The 19,517-nt window shown below is 40.3% G+C and carries 19 protein-coding genes; 12 read left to right on the top strand and 7 right to left on the bottom strand.

Annotated features, from left to right (window positions below; genetic code table 11):
• Positions 1-7 precede the first annotated feature (7 nt).
• From thiM to DYC50_RS06075, 4 genes are all read left to right on the top strand, one after another.
• On the top strand, positions 8-808 hold the full coding sequence (gene thiM, locus DYC50_RS06090; protein WP_115249426.1) for a hydroxyethylthiazole kinase: 801 nt from the start codon (positions 8-10) through the stop codon (positions 806-808).
• Positions 809-817: 9 nt separating this feature from the next.
• Positions 818-1,636: a bifunctional hydroxymethylpyrimidine kinase/phosphomethylpyrimidine kinase gene (gene thiD / locus DYC50_RS06085; protein ID WP_115249425.1), complete on the top strand. Its 819-nt coding sequence runs from the start codon at positions 818-820 to the stop codon at positions 1,634-1,636.
• Complete coding sequence (thiE, locus tag DYC50_RS06080; protein ID WP_115249424.1) at positions 1,629-2,294, top strand: thiamine phosphate synthase; 666 nt, start codon at positions 1,629-1,631, stop codon at positions 2,292-2,294. The genes thiD and thiE overlap by 8 nt, the downstream gene beginning before the upstream one ends.
• Before the next feature lie 241 nt (positions 2,295-2,535).
• Complete coding sequence (locus DYC50_RS06075) at positions 2,536-3,909, top strand: Do family serine endopeptidase (RefSeq protein WP_115249423.1); 1,374 nt, start codon at positions 2,536-2,538, stop codon at positions 3,907-3,909.
• A 121-nt stretch (positions 3,910-4,030) separates the two neighbouring features.
• On the opposite strand, the gene prfA is transcribed toward DYC50_RS06075, so the two are convergent.
• The 5 genes from prfA to focA all read right to left on the bottom strand — a co-directional run bounded on the left by prfA (position 4,031) and on the right by focA (position 10,278).
• Positions 4,031-5,113 (bottom strand): peptide chain release factor 1, encoded by a 1,083-nt coding sequence (prfA, locus tag DYC50_RS06070; RefSeq protein ID WP_115249422.1) that lies wholly within the window; start codon positions 5,111-5,113, stop codon positions 4,031-4,033.
• 80 nt (positions 5,114-5,193) lie between these two features.
• Positions 5,194-5,934 (bottom strand): pyruvate formate lyase 1-activating protein, encoded by a 741-nt coding sequence (gene pflA / locus DYC50_RS06065; RefSeq protein ID WP_115249421.1) that lies wholly within the window; start codon positions 5,932-5,934, stop codon positions 5,194-5,196.
• 153 nt (positions 5,935-6,087) lie between these two features.
• Positions 6,088-6,900 (bottom strand): 5'-nucleotidase, lipoprotein e(P4) family, encoded by an 813-nt coding sequence (locus tag DYC50_RS06060; protein ID WP_115249420.1) that lies wholly within the window; start codon positions 6,898-6,900, stop codon positions 6,088-6,090.
• A 136-nt stretch (positions 6,901-7,036) separates the two neighbouring features.
• Positions 7,037-9,349: a formate C-acetyltransferase gene (pflB, locus tag DYC50_RS06055; protein ID WP_115249419.1), complete on the bottom strand. Its 2,313-nt coding sequence runs from the start codon at positions 9,347-9,349 to the stop codon at positions 7,037-7,039.
• Between the two features lie 74 nt (positions 9,350-9,423).
• Positions 9,424-10,278 (bottom strand): formate transporter FocA, encoded by an 855-nt coding sequence (gene focA, locus DYC50_RS06050; RefSeq protein ID WP_115249418.1) that lies wholly within the window; start codon positions 10,276-10,278, stop codon positions 9,424-9,426.
• A gap of 270 nt (positions 10,279-10,548) precedes the next feature.
• Here focA and DYC50_RS06045 point away from each other — a divergent pair, with 270 nt between their 5' ends.
• The 7 genes from DYC50_RS06045 to DYC50_RS06015 all read left to right on the top strand — a co-directional run bounded on the left by DYC50_RS06045 (position 10,549) and on the right by DYC50_RS06015 (position 14,628).
• Positions 10,549-10,917 (top strand): type II toxin-antitoxin system RelE/ParE family toxin, encoded by a 369-nt coding sequence (locus DYC50_RS06045; protein ID WP_115249417.1) that lies wholly within the window; start codon positions 10,549-10,551, stop codon positions 10,915-10,917.
• On the top strand, positions 10,910-11,218 hold the full coding sequence (locus DYC50_RS06040; RefSeq protein WP_115249416.1) for a helix-turn-helix domain-containing protein: 309 nt from the start codon (positions 10,910-10,912) through the stop codon (positions 11,216-11,218). Before DYC50_RS06045 ends, DYC50_RS06040 begins: the two co-directional genes overlap by 8 nt.
• 106 nt (positions 11,219-11,324) lie before the next feature.
• Positions 11,325-11,675, top strand: coding sequence for a purine nucleoside phosphoramidase (gene hinT / locus DYC50_RS06035; RefSeq protein ID WP_115249415.1), 351 nt, complete (start codon positions 11,325-11,327; stop codon positions 11,673-11,675).
• Positions 11,675-12,043 (top strand): YcfL family putative periplasmic lipoprotein, encoded by a 369-nt coding sequence (locus DYC50_RS06030; RefSeq protein ID WP_115249414.1) that lies wholly within the window; start codon positions 11,675-11,677, stop codon positions 12,041-12,043. Before hinT ends, DYC50_RS06030 begins: the two co-directional genes overlap by 1 nt.
• A gap of 8 nt (positions 12,044-12,051) precedes the next feature.
• Positions 12,052-13,095, top strand: coding sequence for a beta-N-acetylhexosaminidase (nagZ, locus tag DYC50_RS06025; RefSeq protein WP_115249413.1), 1,044 nt, complete (start codon positions 12,052-12,054; stop codon positions 13,093-13,095).
• A gap of 9 nt (positions 13,096-13,104) precedes the next feature.
• Positions 13,105-14,274: a 23S rRNA (uracil(747)-C(5))-methyltransferase RlmC gene (rlmC, locus tag DYC50_RS06020; RefSeq protein WP_115250171.1), complete on the top strand. Its 1,170-nt coding sequence runs from the start codon at positions 13,105-13,107 to the stop codon at positions 14,272-14,274.
• A gap of 3 nt (positions 14,275-14,277) precedes the next feature.
• Positions 14,278-14,628, top strand: a complete 351-nt coding sequence (locus DYC50_RS06015) for a DUF805 domain-containing protein (protein ID WP_115249412.1) — start codon at positions 14,278-14,280, stop codon at positions 14,626-14,628.
• 157 nt (positions 14,629-14,785) lie between these two features.
• Here DYC50_RS06015 and trhP read toward each other — a convergent pair whose 3' ends face one another.
• Both trhP and DYC50_RS06005 read right to left on the bottom strand, forming a co-directional pair.
• On the bottom strand, positions 14,786-16,156 hold the full coding sequence (gene trhP, locus DYC50_RS06010) for a prephenate-dependent tRNA uridine(34) hydroxylase TrhP (RefSeq protein ID WP_115249411.1): 1,371 nt from the start codon (positions 16,154-16,156) through the stop codon (positions 14,786-14,788).
• A gap of 194 nt (positions 16,157-16,350) precedes the next feature.
• Positions 16,351-18,339, bottom strand: coding sequence for a hypothetical protein (locus DYC50_RS06005; RefSeq protein WP_115249410.1), 1,989 nt, complete (start codon positions 18,337-18,339; stop codon positions 16,351-16,353).
• A 205-nt stretch (positions 18,340-18,544) separates the two neighbouring features.
• On the opposite strand from DYC50_RS06005, the gene metF reads away from it, so the two are divergent.
• Positions 18,545-19,426: a methylenetetrahydrofolate reductase gene (gene metF, locus DYC50_RS06000; RefSeq protein WP_115249409.1), complete on the top strand. Its 882-nt coding sequence runs from the start codon at positions 18,545-18,547 to the stop codon at positions 19,424-19,426.
• The last annotated feature ends 91 nt before the right edge of the window (positions 19,427-19,517 follow it).

Raw genomic sequence — 19,517 nt, 5'->3', positions numbered from 1 at the left:
GAAAAAAATGGACTTTAATTTAATCACGAAAATTCGCCAAACCAATCCTTTAATCCACAACATCACCAACATTGTGGTGGCAAACTATGTAGCGAATGGGCTATTAGCCTTGGGCGCATCGCCGATTATGGCGGATGCCGAAGAAGAAATGGCGGATCTTGCTCAATTTAGCGCTGCCTTGGTGATTAACATTGGCACGCTCGATCCTTTCAAAGTGAAAGCAATGTTGGCGGCTGGTAAAGCTGCGAATAAAGCGGGCATTCCTGTGGTGCTTGATCCTGTGGGCGTGGGCGCAACGCAATACCGCAAGGACGTGGTGGCTGAATTGCTGAGCAAGGTAAAATTCACTGCTATTCGTGGCAATGCAGGGGAAATCGCCCAGCTAGCAGGAGTGAATTGGGCGGCGAAAGGCGTGGACGCAGGGCAAGGTGAAGGCGATGTGGCACAAATTGCCAAACTGGCTGCGCAACGTCATCAATGTGTTGTGGCAGTGAGCGGTGCGGTGGATTACATCAGCGATGGCGTGCAAGTGGCGACCATTGATAACGGCACGCCAATGTTTCCAAAAATCACGGGGTCAGGCTGTTTGCTTGGCGCGGTGTTAGGGGCATTTTTAGCGGTCGATCCGAACCAACCCTTTAATGCAGTAGTGCAAGCAAGTACGGCCTATGCGGTGGCAGGGCAACTGGCAGCGAAAGATTTAGGAAGCACAAAATATGGGCAATTTTACACCGCACTTTTAGATCAGCTTGGCGAGCTGAGTGATCAACAAATAGCACAATTCGCACAGGTTCACATAGAAAAATAAGGAGCAACAATGACTCATATTGCACAAGCCCTGACCATTGCTGGCTCAGACAGCGGCGGCGGTGCGGGTATTCAAGCAGATCTGAAAACCTTTCAAATGCGTAATGTATTTGGAATGAGCGTGATCACCGCCGTTACCGCACAAAATACCTTAGGCGTAACGGATATTCATTTGATTCCTCTTAGCACTATTGAAGCGCAACTCAAGGCGATTGTGGCAGATTTCACGCCCAATGCGGTAAAAATTGGTATGCTCGGCACAGCTGAAATTATCCAAACTGTGGCCGCTTTTTTGCGTCAGCACCCATTTGCGAATGTGGTTATCGATCCTGTGATGATCGCCAAAGGGGGCGCGAGTTTATTGGAACAATCGGCAATTCAAGCGATGCGTGAGCAACTATTGCCTTTAGCCGATGTACTAACGCCAAATCTGCCTGAAGCAGAAGCCTTAACAGGATTGAAAGCTGAAGATCGGCACAGTATTGTGCAAATTGCTGAACGTTTACAACAAATGGGCGCAAAAACCGTGATTATAAAAGGTGGCCATCAGCAAAACAGCGAAAGTGCGCTATGCCAAGATTTTATTTTCACGCCGACAGAATCTTTTGTCTTGGAAAGCCCACGTTTTAACACGCCACACACCCACGGTACAGGCTGCACTTTTTCCGCTTGCTTAACCGCTGAACTTGCCAAAGGGCAACCGTTGGAGCAAGCCTGCAAAACTGCCAAAGCCTTTATTACCAGCGCCATCACTCACCCTTTAAATATCGGACACGGACACGGCCCAACCAATCACTGGGCTTATTCACAGGAGCAAAAAAATGGATAAATCAATTTTACGCTGTTATTTAGTGGCAGGTACGCAAGATTGCCGTCATCTGCCACAATATGATGCAAGCCAGCCACAACAAACTCTGTTAGAGCGTTTAGAACAGGCGTTAAAGGCCGGCATTACTTGTTATCAATTTCGTGAAAAAGGGCAATTTTCCTTGCAAGATCCGCAACAAATTGAGCAACTTGCCCGCCAATGTCAAGATTTATGTAAACAATATAATGTGCCTTTTATTATGAATAATGATGTTCAACTCGCAGAAAAATTGCACGCAGACGGCATTCATGTTGGGCAAAAAGATACGCCTGTAGAACAATTAGCCCACCAAATTGAAGGCAAAATGTTAATTGGCTTATCCGTCAATACCTTGCAACAAGCTCAACGCCATAACGCCTTTCTCGGCGTGAATTACTATGGCTGTGGGCCAATTTTTACCACATTTTCTAAAGAAGATCCGTCCCCTGTTGTGGGCATTCACTTTATTTCCACCTTGCGCCAACAAGGCATCAACAAGCCTTTGGTTGCCATTGGTGGAATAAAAACAGAACAGGTTCCCGCTCTATTACAAGCAGGTGCTGACGGTGTCGCGGTGATATCGAACATTATGCAAGCGGAAGATATTACAGCTACAATACAAAAAATTTTGGCAAAATAACACCGCACTTTTGGTGTAAATTTGAATTTACCCATATTTTAGTGATTATGCTGTTTCTTTACAAAAACGAAAATTCTGCACCTTGTTTTCGAACAATTTTCTATTTTTTTTGTCTTAAGCTGAACTATGAACAAATTTTGCCAGCGTAAATATGCTGAAAAAATAGTACATTTTTGGCTTTAAAACTAAAAATTTGTTCATATCTTAAAATGACAACTTAGTAAAGAAATGGAGAAATTAAGTGAAAAGAAAACATTTTTTATTGAGCAGTATTGCATTAGGATTAAGCCTGTTAAGCACTTCAATGGTGGCGCAGGCAAGTATACCTACTCAAGTAGAAGGTCAATCCGTACCTAGTTTAGCGCCAATGTTACAACGGGTTCTGCCAGCGGTGGTATCCATTGCGGTGGAAGGAAAACAAAAAACCTCATTACAAAATAATGAGATTCCAGAGGAATTTAAGTTTTTCTTCGGCCCTGATGCATTTAACAATAATTCGCCTCGTAGCTTTAAAGGCATTGGCTCTGGGGTTATTATTAATGCAGACAAAGGTTATGTGCTAACAAATAACCACGTTATCGATCAAGCTGACAAAATCACAGTAAAACTTGAAGATGGTCGTGAATTTAAAGCTAAACTTGTAGGATCTGATGAACTTTCAGATGTGGCATTATTAGAATTAGAAAATCCTAAAAATCTCACCGCAGTTACAATCGCTAACTCAGATAAATTACGTGTGGGTGATTTCACCGTCGCCATTGGTAATCCTTTTGGCTTAGGGCAAACTGTTACCTCTGGGATTGTGTCCGCTCTCGGGCGTTCCACGGGATCAGAACGTGGTGGCTATGAAAACTATATTCAAACAGATGCAGCGATAAACCGTGGCAATTCAGGTGGCCCGTTACTCAACTTAAACGGAGAATTAATCGGTATTAATACTGCGATAATTTCCCCAAGTGGTGGAAATGCTGGTATCGCTTTTGCAATTCCAAGTAATATGGCAAATAATTTAGTGAGCCAGATTCTCGAATTTGGTGAAGTTCGCCGTGGTTTATTAGGAATTAAAGGCGCTGAATTAAATGCAGATCTGGCTAAAGCGTTAAAACTTAGCACACAACAAGGGGCATTTGTAAGTGAAGTATTACCTGATTCTGCAGCAGAAAAAGCAGGCATTCAAGCGGGTGATGTGATCACGGCAATGAATGGACAAAAGCTAGCAAGTTTTGCTGAGCTAAGAGCGAAAATCGCAACCACAGGTGCAGGTAAAGAAATTGAACTCACTTACTTGCGTGATGGTAATAGCAAAACCACCAAGGTGACCCTACAAAAGGATGAACAAGCAAAAGCTAATGCTGATAATGTGCTTCCTGCCTTAGAAGGGGCTGAGCTAAGTAATTACAACGAAAAAGGGCAAAAAGGCGTGGCGATCAGCAAAGTTAAGGATAACTCTCTGGCTCAACGCTTAGGCTTAAAAGACGGTGATGTGATTATCGGCATAAACCGCTCTCCAGTTGAGAACCTAGACCAACTGCGTAAATCACTCAAAGATAAACCTTCTACTATCGCGTTAAATATTTTGCGTGGAAAAACGAATTTTTATTTGTTGGTGCAATAAAAATTAAGGTAAAACAAAAGGCTTGATGTGAAAATCAAGCCTTTTTTATTATATTAAGTTACCGTATTTTTCTCGTTTTTATACCACACTTTTCTTTTTTCTTAGCGAATTAACTGGCTAATTATCCTTGATCCGATAACGCCGCAAGCTGATCAGCTTGGTATTCGGTGATGATTGGTTGGATTAATTCGTCCATTTTGCCGTTCATCACTTCATCTAAGCGATAGATCGTTAGGTTGATGCGGTGATCGGTAACACGGCCTTGTGGGTAGTTATAGGTACGGATTTTATCCGAACGATCGCCCGAGCCTAGCAAGTTGCGGCGTGTGTCTGCTTGTTCCGCTGCTTGGCGTTCTTGCTCTGCTTGCACAATGCGAGAAGCTAGCACTGACATTGCTTTGGCTTTGTTTTTATGTTGTGAACGCTCTTCTTGGCATTCCACCACAATGCCTGTTGGAATATGAGTGATTCGCACCGCTGAATCGGTAGTATTAACGTGCTGACCGCCTGCGCCTGATGAGCGATAAGTATCAATACGTAAATCGGCAGGGTTAATTTCTGGTAATTCGCTTTCTGGCAATTCTGGCATTACCGCCACGGTACAAGCGGAAGTATGAATTCGTCCTTGCGATTCCGTTTTTGGCACGCGTTGAACTCGGTGTCCGCCTGATTCAAATTTTAACTGACCATATACATTTTCGCCGCTGATTTTGACGATCACTTCTTTATAACCGCCCTGCTCGCTTTCATTCGCACTGAGCATTTCCACACGCCAGCGTTTGCTTTCAGCATAACGACTGTACATACGGAATAGATCGCCCGCAAAAATACCTGCTTCATCACCGCCGGTTCCAGCACGGATTTCTAAATAGCAGTTATATTCGTCATTAGGATCTTTCGGCAGTAATAAAATTTGTAATTGCGCTTCTACTTGCTCAATTTCGGTTTTGCATTCTTCAATTTCTTCTTGTGCCATTTCACGCATACTGGGATCATCAAGCAATAATTCGGCTTCTTCCATATTGCTATTTAACTGTTTCCAGCGTGCAAAGCATTTCACAACGTCTTCAAGTTGGGCATATTCTTTTGAATAGGCACGAAATTTTTCTTGATCGCTAATGACTGAGGCATCGCCAAGTAAGGCTTCTAGCTCTTCGTGGCGTTCATTTAAACTATCTAATTTACTGATAATAGAGGGTTTCATTGATTACCTTTGTTCTATTTGTTAAATCTGCTGAAAAAAAACCGCACTATTCTAGCACGGTTTACACAAAAATTTATAAATTAATAGGTTACAGTTTGACCATAGCCTTCTAAAATCTGTTTAATATGCTCAAGGGATTCTTTTGTTGGCGGTTTAACATCTTCTAATTCGTATTTTTCGCCCATCGTTTCCCATTTGTGCGCACCTAAACGGTGATAAGGAAGCAGCTCAACTTTTTCGATGTTATCCATATGCTGAATAAATTGGCCGAGTAAATGCACATCTTCATCACTGTCCGTCCAACCTGGTACAACAACATAACGAATCCAAACTGGCTTATTGCGTTTTTGTAAATATTTAGCAAATTCAAGCGTACGTTTATTTGGCACGCCGATCAAATTTTGGTGAACGCGATCATTGAGTTCTTTCAGATCGAGCAAAACTAAATCAGTAACATCAAGTAGCTCATCAATAATATGATCATAATGGCGCACAAAACCATTGGTATCTAAGCAAGTGTGAATTCCTTCTTTTTTGCAGGCACGGAACCAATCACGCACGAACTCTGCTTGCAATACGGCTTCACCACCAGATGCGGTTACGCCACCACCAGTTGCATTCATAAAATGGCGATAAGTTACCACTTCTTTCATTAATTCTTCTACGGAAATTTCTTTGCCACCGTGTAAATCCCAAGTATCGCGGTTGTGGCAATACTTGCAACGCATCAGACAGCCCTGCAAGAAAAGAATAAAACGAATCCCCGGACCATCAACCGTCCCACAAGATTCATAAGAATGGTAGCGTGCTAAAACAGACATAATATTCCTTCGTTAGAGAAAATGTAAATTCGTTAATTTCTATTTAATGCTCTTGAGCATTTAGCTCGCCCTGCGAGAATTAAATAGAAATTAATCTGCCTATTGGGATATAGGCAGATTGTTCATATTATCGCTTAATCTTGGTGAAAAAATTTATTTTCCATCCCATGCTTTAATTGCGTTGTGGCGGATATTAAGCCGATGCTCAGCGCTTTTATAATAATCTTGTGATAATCCCCCTTCCCAATCACCATAGTTAGGGTTTGGTAGCATAATAAATTTTTTACCAAATAATTGGTTATTTTCTTGCACAAATGTTCTGCGTTCTGCATTGGATTTTTTATAAGTCGCATCACCGAAATCATTGAGATTATCACCCACATAAAGGACGATGTCATAGCCAAGTTTCTCTATTTCTGCAAAGCGAGGGGATTTATTTGATTGGTCTTTTTTCAAATAGAGCGTGTTTTCACTTGCGCCAACAAAACCCAGTGTTTTTAAATCATCAAGTGTAGCCGCTTTCTCTATGGCATCTTTGCGATTAGAAACATAGAAAACTTTACCGTTGTGGCTGTTTACATAGTTATTAAATTCAACTGCGCCCGGTACAGCCGCGGTCTGCCGTGCATTCACCCAACGTGTCCAGTCATCACCATTAAAACTGCGACCTGTTTGCACTTGCCAACCCGCATAAGCACTGTTGTCCATCATTGTTTCATCAAGATCCACTACAACCGCTTTCTTTTTACCTTTGGTAGCTTTCGCTTGGTCAAAGGCAATTTTTGCCATATTAAAGGCTTGATAGGCTAAGGCTTGATATTCACCAGATTGTTGTACCCAGTTTAAGCCTAGCACGGCTTGCTCTTGTAATTGCTGTTCAGCATGTTGTTGATTTGAGGTACAAGCTGTGAGTACAAAAAGAGCGGAAAGCGTCAATACGGCTAATTTGGATTTGGTATGTTTCATAACATCTCCTGTTGAAAAGTGGAATGAGATAAAAAACTTGGTAAAAAACTACCGCACTTATTATATGGCAGATAAATTTAAGGGAACAATAGATTTCCTCTATGTTCCCTTAATTTCTTTTTATGCTACAACATAATTACATTGCTTGCGTGAAAGTACGCGTAATTACGTCTTGTTGTTGCTCTTTGGTTAAAGAGTTGAAACGCACGGCGTAACCAGAAACACGAATGGTTAATTGTGGATATTTTTCTGGGTTTTCCATTGCATCTAACAACATTTCACGGTTCATTACGTTCACGTTTAAGTGTTGTCCGCCTTCAACAGTCGCTTCGTGGTGGAAGTAACCGTCCATTAAGCCTGCAAGGTTGCGTTTTTGTGCTTCGTAATCTTTACCTAATGCGTTTGGTACGATTGAGAAGGTGTAAGAAATACCGTCTTTCGCGTAAGCAAATGGTAATTTCGCTACAGAAGTTAATGAAGCTACCGCACCTTTTTGATCGCGTCCGTGCATTGGGTTTGCACCTGGCCCGAATGGCGCACCAGCACGGCGACCATCTGGGGTGTTACCTGTTTTCTTACCATAAACCACGTTAGATGTAATAGTAAGTACAGATTGTGTTGGGGTTGCGTTGCGATAAGTGTTGTGCGTTTGAATTTTCTTCATAAAGCGTTCAACTAAATCTACCGCTAGATCATCAACACGGCTGTCGTTGTTACCAAATTGTGGATATTCACCTTCGATTTCAAAGTCGATCGCCACGTTAGATGCCACTACGTTGCCATCTTTATCTTTGATGTCGCCACGAATTGGTTTCACTTTAGCGTATTTGATCGCAGCTAATGAGTCTGCTGCCACAGAAAGCCCTGCGATACCGCAAGCCATTGTGCGGAATACATCACGATCGTGGAATGCCATTAATGCCGCTTCATAGGCATATTTATCGTGCATAAAGTGAATGATGTTTAATGCAGTAACGTATTGGGTAGCAAGCCAATCCATAAAGCTGTCCATACGTTCCATTACTGTATCGAAGTCTAACACTTCATCTGTAATTGGTGCTGATTTAGGCCCTACTTGCATACCTGATTTTTCATCAATACCGCCATTGATTGCGTATAACAAGGTTTTTGCAAGGTTCGCACGCGCACCGAAGAATTGCATTTGTTTACCCACAACCATCGGGCTTACACAACAAGCGATCGCATAGTCATCACTGTTGAAGTCTGGACGCATTAAGTCATCGTTTTCATACTGTACAGATGAGGTATCAATCGATACTTTCGCACAATAACGTTTGAACGCTTCTGGTAACTGCTCAGACCAAAGAATGGTTAAGTTTGGCTCTGGTGATGGCCCCATTGTATAAAGGGTGTGTAAGATACGGAAGCTGTTTTTGGTTACTAATGTACGACCGTCTAAGCCCATACCTGCCAATGTTTCGGTTGCCCACATTGGGTCGCCAGAGAATAATTGATCGTATTCTGGAGTACGCAAGAAACGCACCATACGCAATTTCATTACAAGGTGGTCGATTAATTCTTGTGCTTCTTGCTCTGTGATTTTGCCCGCTTTAAGATCACGTTCAATGTAAATATCTAAGAAAGTAGAAACACGGCCAAAAGACATTGCCGCACCATTTTGTGATTTCACCGCTGCAAGGTAAGCAAAATACGTCCATTGCACCGCTTCTTGTGCGTTAGTTGCTGGGTTAGAAACATCAAAGCCGTAAGAGGCTGCCATTTCTTTAATTTTACCCAATGCACGGTGTTGTTCAGCAATTTCTTCGCGTAATTGAATTGTTGCTTGAATATCCTCACCACGCTCTAATTTTTCTTGTAATGAATTAAATTGGTTAAATTTATCTTTCATTAAGAAATCTGCACCGTAAAGGGCTAAACGGCGATAATCCCCAATGATACGGCCACGGCCATAAGCATCTGGTAACCCTGTGATGACGCCTGATTTACGGCAACGTAAAATATCTGGGGTGTAAACATCAAATACCCCTTGGTTATGGGTTTTACGATATTCTGTAAAGATATGTTCAATTTCAGGTTTTAATTCGCGACGATAAACTTGGCACGAACCTTTCACCATTTTAATTCCGCCATAAGGCATAATGGCACGTTTTAATGGTGCATCAGTTTGTAAGCCCACGATTTTTTCCAAGTCTTTTTCAATGTAACCTGGTTTGTGAGAAGTAATGGTTGATGGCGTATCTGTATCAATGTCATAAGGTTCGTGAGTTTTGTTCTCAACCTTAATTTTTTCCATTACATCATTCCATAATTTCGTGGTCGCTTCCGTTGCACCAGCAAGGAATGATTCATCACCTTCATAAGGGGTGTAGTTTTTTTGAATAAAATCGCGTACGTTTACTTCGGTTTGCCAGTCACCTGGAGTAAAACCTTCCCACGCTTTTTTTTGCGCTTCTGTTAGTTGAGTCATTACTATTTTCCTTTAACGTAAATAAAATTTTAACTATGTAAAAACGGCGAAAAAACAACCGCTCTTACGCCAAACTAATGTGAATGTGGTCTGTTAGTAAACCACTGCATTAATGCAATACATACCCCGCCACCAACAATATTACCAAGCGTAACAGGAATAAGATTTTTTACGACAAAATGATAAACATCTAAATCAGCAAATTGTGCAGCATTTAGCCCAAGGGATTGCCAAAACTCGGCTGAACTGCAATGGGCTGTGATGATCCCAAGGGGAATCATAAACATATTCGCCACACTATGCTCGAAGCCTGAAGAAACAAACAAGCCGATCGGTAAAATCATAATAAAGGCTTTGTCTGTTAAGGTTTTTCCTGCATAGCTCATCCACACCGCAATGCACACCATAATGTTACATAAAATGCCTAAGTTAAAAGCTTCAAACCAGCTATGATGAATCTTATGTTGGGCTGTTTTTAAAATCGTCAAGCCCCATTGTCCATTGGCCGCCATTGTTTGCCCAGCAAACCAAATTAAGCCTGCAATGATGATTGCGCCGACGAAATTACCTGCATAAACGGCAACCCAGTTGCGTAACATTTGAATGGTATTAATTCGTTGCCCTGCGCGTGCCACCAACGTCATTGTTGAGGAAGTGAAAAGCTCAGAACCACAGACAACCACCATAATCACGCCCACAGAGAACACTAAACCGCCAACCAGTTTAGCCAATCCCCAAGACACATTCGCTAGCCCTGTTTGCGTGGTGGTATAAAAGACAAAAGCAAGTGCAATAAACGCCCCTGCTGAAATTGCGGAAAGAAAAGAATAGAATTGATTTTTAGTGGCTTTATAAACCCCAATATCTTCAGCGAGCTGAGCCATTTCCGTTGGCGTTGCCATAAAACTCACGGCATTTTCTTTTTTCATTCTACCCCCTAAAAGTTATGTGCTAATTCTAAGGGATATGTCCTGAACTTTAAACTAAAAAAGATTTTATTTTTTATAAAATTTGTTGTAAATCAATTTTTACAACATTAATTTAACATATCGCAATATTATAAAACTTAAATTTTACAAAATTGCAACAAACAAATTCGCTATTTTATTCAGACAATGAAAAATGATAATACATAGATTATTGTTTTGATAATCTAACTATTATAAAATGCTTACAAATTTCTAGGTACTCTAATAAAAATGAAAGAACAGAGAAAATGGACGGTAATTGCAACAGAACAATTCAAATCTTGGTTAAGCAAGCAAGATGAAGAATGCCGTATCGCTGTTTTAACTTCATTAAATAACTTAAGATTTTATGGGCCACAGTTGTCGCGTCCTTATGCCGATACAGTAAAAGGTTCAAAATATGCCAATATGAAAGAACTACGCGTTCAGCATCAAGGCAAACCTATTCGCGCATTTTTTGCTTTTGATCCACTGCGCCAAGCTATTGTTTTATGCGCAGGCGATAAAAGTGGTGACAAACAATTCTACAATCGAATGATCAGATTAGCTGACAATGAATTTACCGCTTATTTAGCAACCTTGGAGAAAAAAGATGACTAAATATACCACGCTAGATGAGTTAATCTCACAAGAAACCACAGAGACACAACAAAAAATAAAAGAAATGTCTGATGAGTTAATTTTGGAAACAGGACTTGCAATGTTACGCGAAAAATTGGCACTTTCTCAGCGAGAAATGGCTGAAGCCATCGGCGTTTCTCAATCTGCTATCGCCCAATTAGAGCAACGCGGGAATGATGTTAAACTTTCTACCCTAAAACGCTATGTGGAAAAAATGGGCGGTGAACTCAGCCTAACAGTCAAAATGCCAAGTGGATATAGCCAAATTTTTCCAATTTAAATTCCTCTCTTAATACACAAAAGTGCGGTAAAAATTTTATTATTTTCTACCGCACTATTCTGATAAAATAACTTCACTTTTAGTTCTCTAACACAAGGATTTTCCTATGGCAGAAGAAACCATTTTCAGTAAAATTATTCGTAAAGAAATCCCAGCAAATATCGTTTATCAAGATGAATTAGTCACCGCATTTCGTGATATTTCACCGCAAGCGGCAACCCATATTTTGATTATTCCGAATAAACTGATCCCGACAGTGAATGAAGTGAGCGAGCAAGATGAAGTGGCATTAGGACGTTTATTTACCGTTGCAGCAAAATTGGCAGAGCAAGAAGGCATTGCACAAGATGGCTACCGTCTTATCGTCAATTGCAACAAACACGGCGGACAAGAGGTGTATCATTTGCATATGCACTTACTTGGTGGTGAACCACTTGGCAAAATGTTGGCAAAATAATGAAAAAACTGTTTTTTCTGTGCGGATTAAGCCTGTTGCTTGCTGCTTGTAGTTCCACGCCTTCGCAAAATATTGTGAGTGAGAATGCACCTATTTTAAATGTAGAAGCCAATCTCGCTCCCTTGATTGAAACAAAATTACACCACAACAATGTTTGGCTGAAAAACAAGAGCCAGCAGCAGCTTGATGTGGCTTATTATTTCTTTTGGTATGACAAAAATGGCGTAACCCAAGGAGAAGAGCCGAATTTAACCTCGCCTTCTAGTTTACTGCTACAACCAAGCCAACAAACCAACTTAACGCCTGTTCCGCCAACAGAACAAAGCGTCAATTACCGTTTATATCTTCGTTTGAATAAATTGCAATAAGGATTTCAATGTCAGCCTTACTTATCGATCTTACTGGACAAGACGTTAGCCAAGAAGAATTAGAACTGCTCACCCACCCGCTGGTTGCGGGCGTGATTTTATTTACCCGCAACTTTTATGATCGTGAGCAAATTCAACATCTTATCGCCACTTTACGCCACAAGGTCAAGAAACCGCTACTCATTACGGTGGATCAAGAAGGTGGGCGGGTGCAACGCTTTCGTGAGGGGTTTACCCAACTGCCCGCAATGCAAAGTTTCGCCCAGCTTATCCGCGATCCCGCTGAACAAAAAGCAATGGCATTAGAAGCGGGCTGGCAAATGGCAGCAGAAATGACCGCACTTGATATTGATTTAAGCTTTGCTCCAGTGTTGGATTTAGGTCATCAATGCCGTGCCATTGGCGATCGCAGTTTCCACGATGAGGCTGAGCAAACTGTTGAACTAGCGCGCCAATTTATTCTTGGAATGCGTGAGGCAGGAATGGCAAGCACGGGCAAACATTTCCCTGGACACGGGCGAGTGCTGGCTGATTCTCATCTTGAAACCCCTTATGATGAACGCCCCAAAGCGGATATTTTCACGCAAGATATTGTGCCGTTTCAGCGTTTAATCGCGGAAAATTATCTCGATGCGGTAATGCCCGCACACGTCATTTACACGCAATGCGATCCGCAACCAGCAAGCGGATCAAGCTATTGGTTACAACAGGTGTTACGCCAACAGCTCGGCTTTCAAGGGGCAATTTTCTCTGATGATTTAGGAATGAAAGGTGCGGGTTTTATGGGCGATTTTGTGGCGCGTTGTCAGCAATCCCTTAATGCGGGTTGTGATTTACTATTGCTTTGCAATGAGCGTGAGGGCGTGATCCAAGTGCTAGATCATTTCCAACCGCAAGAATCCCCTGAGCAATATGTCCTGCGCCAACAACGTTTGCAAGGTTTGTTTAAACGTAGCCAGTTAGATTGGAAAACTTTAGAAAAATCATCACGTTGGCAAGAAAATCAGCAAAAATTGACCGCACTTCAACAAACTTGGTTAGCGAGTGCCTAAATGTCAGCAATGCCAGTTTGTCCACACTTTATGGCGGGACAATGCCGTTCTTGCCAATGGCTTAAAATGCCTTATGCAAAACAGCTTGATGAGAAAAAAGCGCATTTGATTCAACAACTTAATGGGCTTGATCAATCACAGCTTGAATGGTTGCCACCTTATACTTCTGCGCAACAAGGTTTTCGTAACAAAGCCAAAATGGTGGTGAGCGGTTCGGTGGAACGTCCAATTTTAGGCATTTTGACCGATCCCAATGCTCCACAAAGTGCGGTAGATTTATCCGATTGTTTACTCTACCCTGCGCATTTCGCTGAGATTTTTGCCCAATTAAAAACCTTTATCGGGCGTGCGGGGCTTGTGCCTTACAACATCGCCAAACGCAAAGGCGAGTTAAAGTATATTTTGCTCACGGAAAGCCAAAGTAACGGCACATTAATGTTACGTTTTGTGTTGCGATCTACCGCTAAACTGGCGCTTATTCAGCGAGAATTACCACAATTATTGGCAAACTTGCCACAAATAAAGGTGGTGAGCCTGAATATTCAACCGAAACACGCGGCGATTTTAGAAGGAGAAGAAGAAATTTTTCTCACGGAACAAAAGCAGCTCGCTGAAAGTTTTAACAAAATTCCGTTATTTATTCGCCCACAAAGCTTTTTCCAAACCAATCCAAAGGTGGCAGAAGGCTTATACAGCACGGCACAGCAATGGATTAAGGATCTTCCCATTAGCAAAATTTGGGATCTGTTTTGCGGCGTAGGGGGCTTTGGCTTGCATTGTGCGGCGATCTTGCAACAAAAAGGCGTAAACGTGCAATTAACTGGCATTGAAATTTCCCCATCAGCGATTGCTAGTGCTAGCTTGTCAGCCGAAAAATTGGGCTTAGCACAGGTGAAGTTTCAATCCTTAGATGCAGCAAATTTTGCCTTAGCACAAAATGAAAAACCAGATTTGCTGATCGTCAATCCGCCACGCCGTGGTATTGGCAAAGAGTTGGCTCAATTTCTCAACAAATTACAACCGCACTTTATTTTATATTCCAGCTGCAATGCGGTTTCAATGGGCAAAGACTTGCAAGAATTAGCAAACTACCAAGCACAGAAAATCAAACTTTTTGATATGTTTCCTAATACAGCTCATTATGAAGTGTTGGTGTTGTTAAAATTAATAAGGTTATAAGAGATGAATTGGTTTCTTTTTACACTAAAAAATATTAATTTTTACTCAAGAGCGAGAAGAAAAGAATTTATTATGTTTTCGCTATTCAATTTAATATTTAGCTTTATTTCATTTGTTCCAGATTATCTACTAAACATTAGTCTTTTCAATCCGATTTATTATATATTGATGTTCATACCTAATCTTTCTCTCTTGGTTAGAAGATTTCACGATCTAGATTTATCTGCGTGGGCATTGTTATTATTGCTTATACCAATTATTAACGTTATTGTCTTTATTTTATTAATGACGTTATCAGGCACAGTTGGACCAAATAGATATGGTGATGATCCTAAACAGCAAATAGCTGAATAAATAATACAAACTCACCACATTTAAGCAGGCATAAAAAAAGCCCTTCAAAGAAGGGCTGAAAATATTTGGAGTCATACTTTTTAGGGTATGGTTTAATTATACGCTAAAAAACGTAATCTGCAACATTTTTTTAACAATTCATCGCAATTTTTAACAATTATTTTTCATTTGCGTGCGGATTACGCGTGTTGGCATTGACCAAATTTCGCATTAATAACGCATAATCAAGTTCAAGATCTTCAGGCACATCAAGGAACACAAAATGTCCGTCGCCTAATGCTGCCTCCACTTCTTCGCCTTTGCGGTTCAGCATTCTTTGGATTTTGAACACAATATTGCCTTTTGGCGTCATTAATTCCACTTCATCGCCAAGTAAGAATTTATTTTTTACCGCCACTTCGGCCAAGCCCTCTTTACGCACACCAGTAAATTCACCGACAAATTGCTGACGCTCAGAAATGCTATAACCATAGTCGTAGTTTTGGTATTCATCGTGCGTATGGCGACGTAAAAAGCCCTCGGTATAGCCACGGTGTGCAAGGCTTTCAAGGGTATCCATTAAGCTTTCATCAAATGGTTTGCCTGCGGCGGCATCATCAATAGCTTTGCGGTAAACCTGTGCGGTTCTTGCACAATAGTAGAAAGATTTGGTGCGCCCTTCAATTTTTAGTGAATGAACTCCAATTTGGGTGAGTTTTTCAACGTGTTGCACGGCGCGCAGATCTTTTGAGTTCATAATATAAGTGCCGTGTTCGTCCTCAAAGGCAGATATTTTTTCTTCTGGACGCTGGCTTTCTGCAAGTAAGAAGACTTTGTCCGTAGTTTGCCCTTCGCCCAAGGTTGGCGCAACATTTTTCACAGGGATTTCATTGCCAACAATGTTGCCCACTTCGTCTTCCTTGCCTTCTTCTACCGAATATTCCCAACGGCACGCATTGGTGCAAGTGCCTTGGTTTGGATCGCGCTTGTTGATGTAACCTGAAAGCAAACAACGCCCCGAATAGGCCATACATAATGCACCGTGGACGAAAATTTCAATTTCCATATCTGGCACTTGCTGGCGAATTTCAGCAATTTCATCAATCGAAAGTTCGCGAGATAAAATCACGCGAGTTAGTCCCATTTGTTTCCAGAATTTCACCGTTGCCCAGTTCACTGCATTGGCTTGCACCGAAAGGTGAATGTCAATATCGGGGAAATGTTCACGCACAAGCATAATCAACCCTGGGTCAGACATAATTAAGGCATCGGGCTTCATTTCCACCACAGGCTGAAGATCTTTAATAAAGGTTTTTAATTTGGAATTGTGCGGTGCAATATTCACCACTACATAGAATTTTTTGCCTAGCGCGTGCGCTTCATCAATGCCAATTTTTAAATTGGTGTGGTTAAATTCATTGTTGCGCACACGCAAGCTATAACGTGGCTGCCCTGCATAAACGGCATCAGCGCCATACGCAAAGGCATAGCGCATATTTTTTAACGAACCTGCAGGTGAAAGCAGTTCTGGTTTAAATGTGGTTGTCATAAATTTCTCTTTGTGTCTGATTACAAGTCAGGCATTCACTCAAGGTAAATGCGTAAAGGCGGTTATTGTAGGGGGATTTTGCGATTTGTAAAGTAAAGAGAGAAAAAGTGCGGTGGAAATTTTGTGAATTTTTTCACCGCACTTTAATATTAATGATTATGGAATTAGCTATTCTAGGTCAGCCTGCTTTTTCACTACTCTGCTTTAGGTTGCGAAATTTCTGTACCATTAATCAATAAGGCTTCTCCCGTTTTTTGTAAATGGAATTCATAATTTTCTCCATTTTCCACTAAATAGGGATTCAGTTCCCCATCAGGTTTCACGGAATTAATTAATAAAGACCAATCAGCCGATTTTTCTGCATATATTGGCCAAATTGAATTGTCTTTAAATAAACGATTTCCTAATGATAAATTAATGTTGAGATCTGTAAACGCATTTTTTTGTTGCCATAATAACTCTATGGATTCTTTGCTATTTGCTGAACTGAGTTTCTTACTCGATAGATCTAACGAAATATTAAATGGCATTGAATAATCATTAGAAGAAGTTGAAATTATTCCTTGTAAAAGGCCATTATTTATCGTCAAATCTGTTTTAATAACAGCATTTTTTATCCACTTATTTGTAACATCAGTGGCATCTTTATCTGAATAAATAGCACAAAAAACAGTTTGCGTACATAAATAAACCGGAATTACAGAAGAAACACTCTCTAACTTAATCGGTAACTCAAACTTTAAATTTGTTAATTTAAAATCACCAGATTTGTTTAAATATTCTTCAAGACTTATGCCATAATTACCTTGATAAGAATCATTTTTATCAAATTCGTCCTTCGATTTAATGACTAAATTTTTGAGGTAAACATTATTAAGGCCGCTAATACTTTGCACCGAGAAATCCGTTTCAGAATTTTGTTGATAATGACTCGCCAAATATTCTATTTTCTCCATCATCGCCTTTTTATCTAGCGTTTCCCTCTCTTCAATCAAATCAACGATCAATGTGCGAAGTAAGAAAAGTCGAGTGGCCAAATCAAAACCTTGGATAGATTGTTTGAAATGCGTACCTTTCATCTCAAACTCACGATTTTTTTCCTCATTTTTAATCTCACCTACTGCCAATGAAGTTTTAAAACTAGCATTATTTATATCTGCTAGATCGCCATTAAAATCCAAGGCTAACTTATCAATAGTCAATGGTTTTACTGCTTTCTTAAAAGGAATAGTCGTTTTTCCTACGCTAAAATCTAGGGAAATATCTTTATTTTTTGTAAGCAAGTCAATGGCTAAATCAAGTAGTTTCGTATAATCTATTTTTCCATCATTTTGCAATAATGCCAACAGCTGAGAATAACTTATCCCCGCAGGAATTTCATTTTGACTTATTGAAAAATCAACATCGTTAAGATTAATGGACTGCTCTTTATTATTCTTATTAAAAATAGAAAACGCATTTGCTTTAATCTTAGTTTTAAGACTATATGCATTGGTTAAAAGAGATTTATTAAAATTGTAATCCAAACCATTTAATTTAATGGTTGTATTTTCACCATTTAGAAGATAAATGGTAGAATCTTTTAGCTTTACACTAAGACTTTCTAAATCATACTTGCTTTCATTCAAAGGAATTAAAGTTGCATTAAGATCAAGTTGTTCTAACTTGGAATTATGATCATAATTAAAGCCACTTAATTGCGTTTGAACTTCCATATATTTATTTTTAGAAATAAAATTCAAATCGATATTTAAGTCTTGTGCTTTATTAGTTAAATCGCGGAATTGAGTATGAATATTGGTTTGCGAATAATCCCCAATCACAGAAAATTTGCTAGTAATGTTATTTTTATCAATTGTAACTTTAAAATTTTTGTTTAATTCCCGGACAAACTCGGCCACCAGTTCAGAATCGGCTAAGACTGCAAAAGGAAGTGCGGTGATTTTTGTAGCAATAATTTGACTCGATTTGGTGGATTTTTCATCGGTAAGACTGAAAATCAACTGACGTGTAAAAAAGTTTTTATCTTGCTCCACCACATTTAAGCTGATTTGATCGCTTAATTGGTAGGGAAACTGCTGTAAAAGCTGATCAATTTTATGATTTGTGTAAAACTGCGCCCCCAATGCTAAGGAAGCAGTGATAACAGAAAGAATGCCAATAATTTTTACTTTTTTATTCATAGACTTCTTGTCCTCAGCGATCAATGTTTTGAGAGTATAACCAATTTGCCCTACGACAACAAATAGCTTTAATTATGAATAATATGAATTTACTTCATAAAAACAATGAAATTTTTGAAATTGACACATATTCCTTTTCTCTCTATCTTATAGACGTAAAGCAGTCTAGATAGACAATCATAACAATAAAAAAGGATACAAAATTATGAGCTATGCAAAGGAAATTGATACATTAAACAACCACTTATCAGGCATTAACGGCGACATCAACGTGTCTTTTGAGTTTTTCCCACCAAAAAATGAAAATATGGAAAAAATTCTGTGGGATTCCATTCATCGTTTAAAAGTGCTAAAACCGAAATTCGTTTCCGTAACCTATGGGGCAAATTCAGGGGAACGTGATCGCACTCACAGTGTGGTAAAACATATTAAACAAGAAACAGGCTTAGAAGCAGCTCCACACTTAACAGGAATTGATGCCACGCCAGAAGAGCTGAAAAAAATTGCTCAAGATTATTGGGATAGCGGTATCCGCCGCATTGTGGCATTGCGCGGTGATGAGCCAGCTGGATACGACAAAAAGCCTTTCTATGCGTCAGATTTAGTAGAATTATTACGTTCCGTGGCTGACTTTGATATTTCTGTGGCAGCCTACCCTGAGGTACACCCAGAAGCAAAATCTGCCCAAGCAGATTTGATCAATTTAAAACGCAAAATTGATGCGGGTGCAAATCACGTTATTACTCAATTTTTCTTTGATATTGACAGCTATTTACGCTTCCGCGATCGTTGTGCTTCTATCGGTATTGATGCCGAGATTGTGCCAGGGATCTTGCCTGTTACCAATTTCAAACAGCTACAAAAAATGGCAGCGATCACCAATGTGAAGATTCCTGCGTGGATGGCAAAAATGTATGAAGGATTGGAGAACGACCAAACCACCAGAAACCTTGTTGCGGCGAGCATCGCAATGGATATGGTGCGCGTGCTTTCTCGTGAAGGCGTGAAGGATTTCCATTTCTATACGCTCAACCGCAGCGAACTCACCTACGCCATTTGCCACACACTTGGTGTGCGTCCAGAATAATCTCTCAAATTCAAATGGGGAGCAATCCCCATTTTTTCCATTCATTCAAGAAAATTTTAGCAAAAAGCACCGCTCTTTTCTATTATGTTTG

Origin of the sequence: Avibacterium avium (assembly GCF_900454535.1) — a bacterium.
In the GTDB taxonomy this organism is placed as follows: domain Bacteria; phylum Pseudomonadota; class Gammaproteobacteria; order Enterobacterales; family Pasteurellaceae; genus Avibacterium; species Avibacterium avium.
The sequence above is the reverse complement of the archived record's forward strand: the minus strand, read 5'-3'. Positions and strand labels throughout refer to the sequence as shown.

Coding starts and splice junctions, on each gene's coding strand:
- thiM (WP_115249426.1), top strand. CDS start 8: ATGGACTTTAATTTAATCACGAAAATTCGCCAAACCAATCCTTTAATC.
- thiD (WP_115249425.1), top strand. CDS start 818: ATGACTCATATTGCACAAGCCCTGACCATTGCTGGCTCAGACAGCGGC.
- thiE (WP_115249424.1), top strand. CDS start 1,629: ATGGATAAATCAATTTTACGCTGTTATTTAGTGGCAGGTACGCAAGAT.
- prfA (WP_115249422.1), bottom strand. CDS start 5,113: ATGAAACCCTCTATTATCAGTAAATTAGATAGTTTAAATGAACGCCAC.
- pflA (WP_115249421.1), bottom strand. CDS start 5,934: ATGTCTGTTTTAGCACGCTACCATTCTTATGAATCTTGTGGGACGGTT.
- DYC50_RS06060 (WP_115249420.1), bottom strand. CDS start 6,900: ATGAAACATACCAAATCCAAATTAGCCGTATTGACGCTTTCCGCTCTT.
- pflB (WP_115249419.1), bottom strand. CDS start 9,349: ATGACTCAACTAACAGAAGCGCAAAAAAAAGCGTGGGAAGGTTTTACT.
- focA (WP_115249418.1), bottom strand. CDS start 10,278: ATGAAAAAAGAAAATGCCGTGAGTTTTATGGCAACGCCAACGGAAATG.
- DYC50_RS06045 (WP_115249417.1), top strand. CDS start 10,549: ATGAAAGAACAGAGAAAATGGACGGTAATTGCAACAGAACAATTCAAA.
- DYC50_RS06040 (WP_115249416.1), top strand. CDS start 10,910: ATGACTAAATATACCACGCTAGATGAGTTAATCTCACAAGAAACCACA.
- hinT (WP_115249415.1), top strand. CDS start 11,325: ATGGCAGAAGAAACCATTTTCAGTAAAATTATTCGTAAAGAAATCCCA.
- DYC50_RS06030 (WP_115249414.1), top strand. CDS start 11,675: ATGAAAAAACTGTTTTTTCTGTGCGGATTAAGCCTGTTGCTTGCTGCT.
- nagZ (WP_115249413.1), top strand. CDS start 12,052: ATGTCAGCCTTACTTATCGATCTTACTGGACAAGACGTTAGCCAAGAA.
- rlmC (WP_115250171.1), top strand. CDS start 13,105: ATGCCAGTTTGTCCACACTTTATGGCGGGACAATGCCGTTCTTGCCAA.
- DYC50_RS06015 (WP_115249412.1), top strand. CDS start 14,278: ATGAATTGGTTTCTTTTTACACTAAAAAATATTAATTTTTACTCAAGA.
- trhP (WP_115249411.1), bottom strand. CDS start 16,156: ATGACAACCACATTTAAACCAGAACTGCTTTCACCTGCAGGTTCGTTA.
- DYC50_RS06005 (WP_115249410.1), bottom strand. CDS start 18,339: ATGAATAAAAAAGTAAAAATTATTGGCATTCTTTCTGTTATCACTGCT.
- metF (WP_115249409.1), top strand. CDS start 18,545: ATGAGCTATGCAAAGGAAATTGATACATTAAACAACCACTTATCAGGC.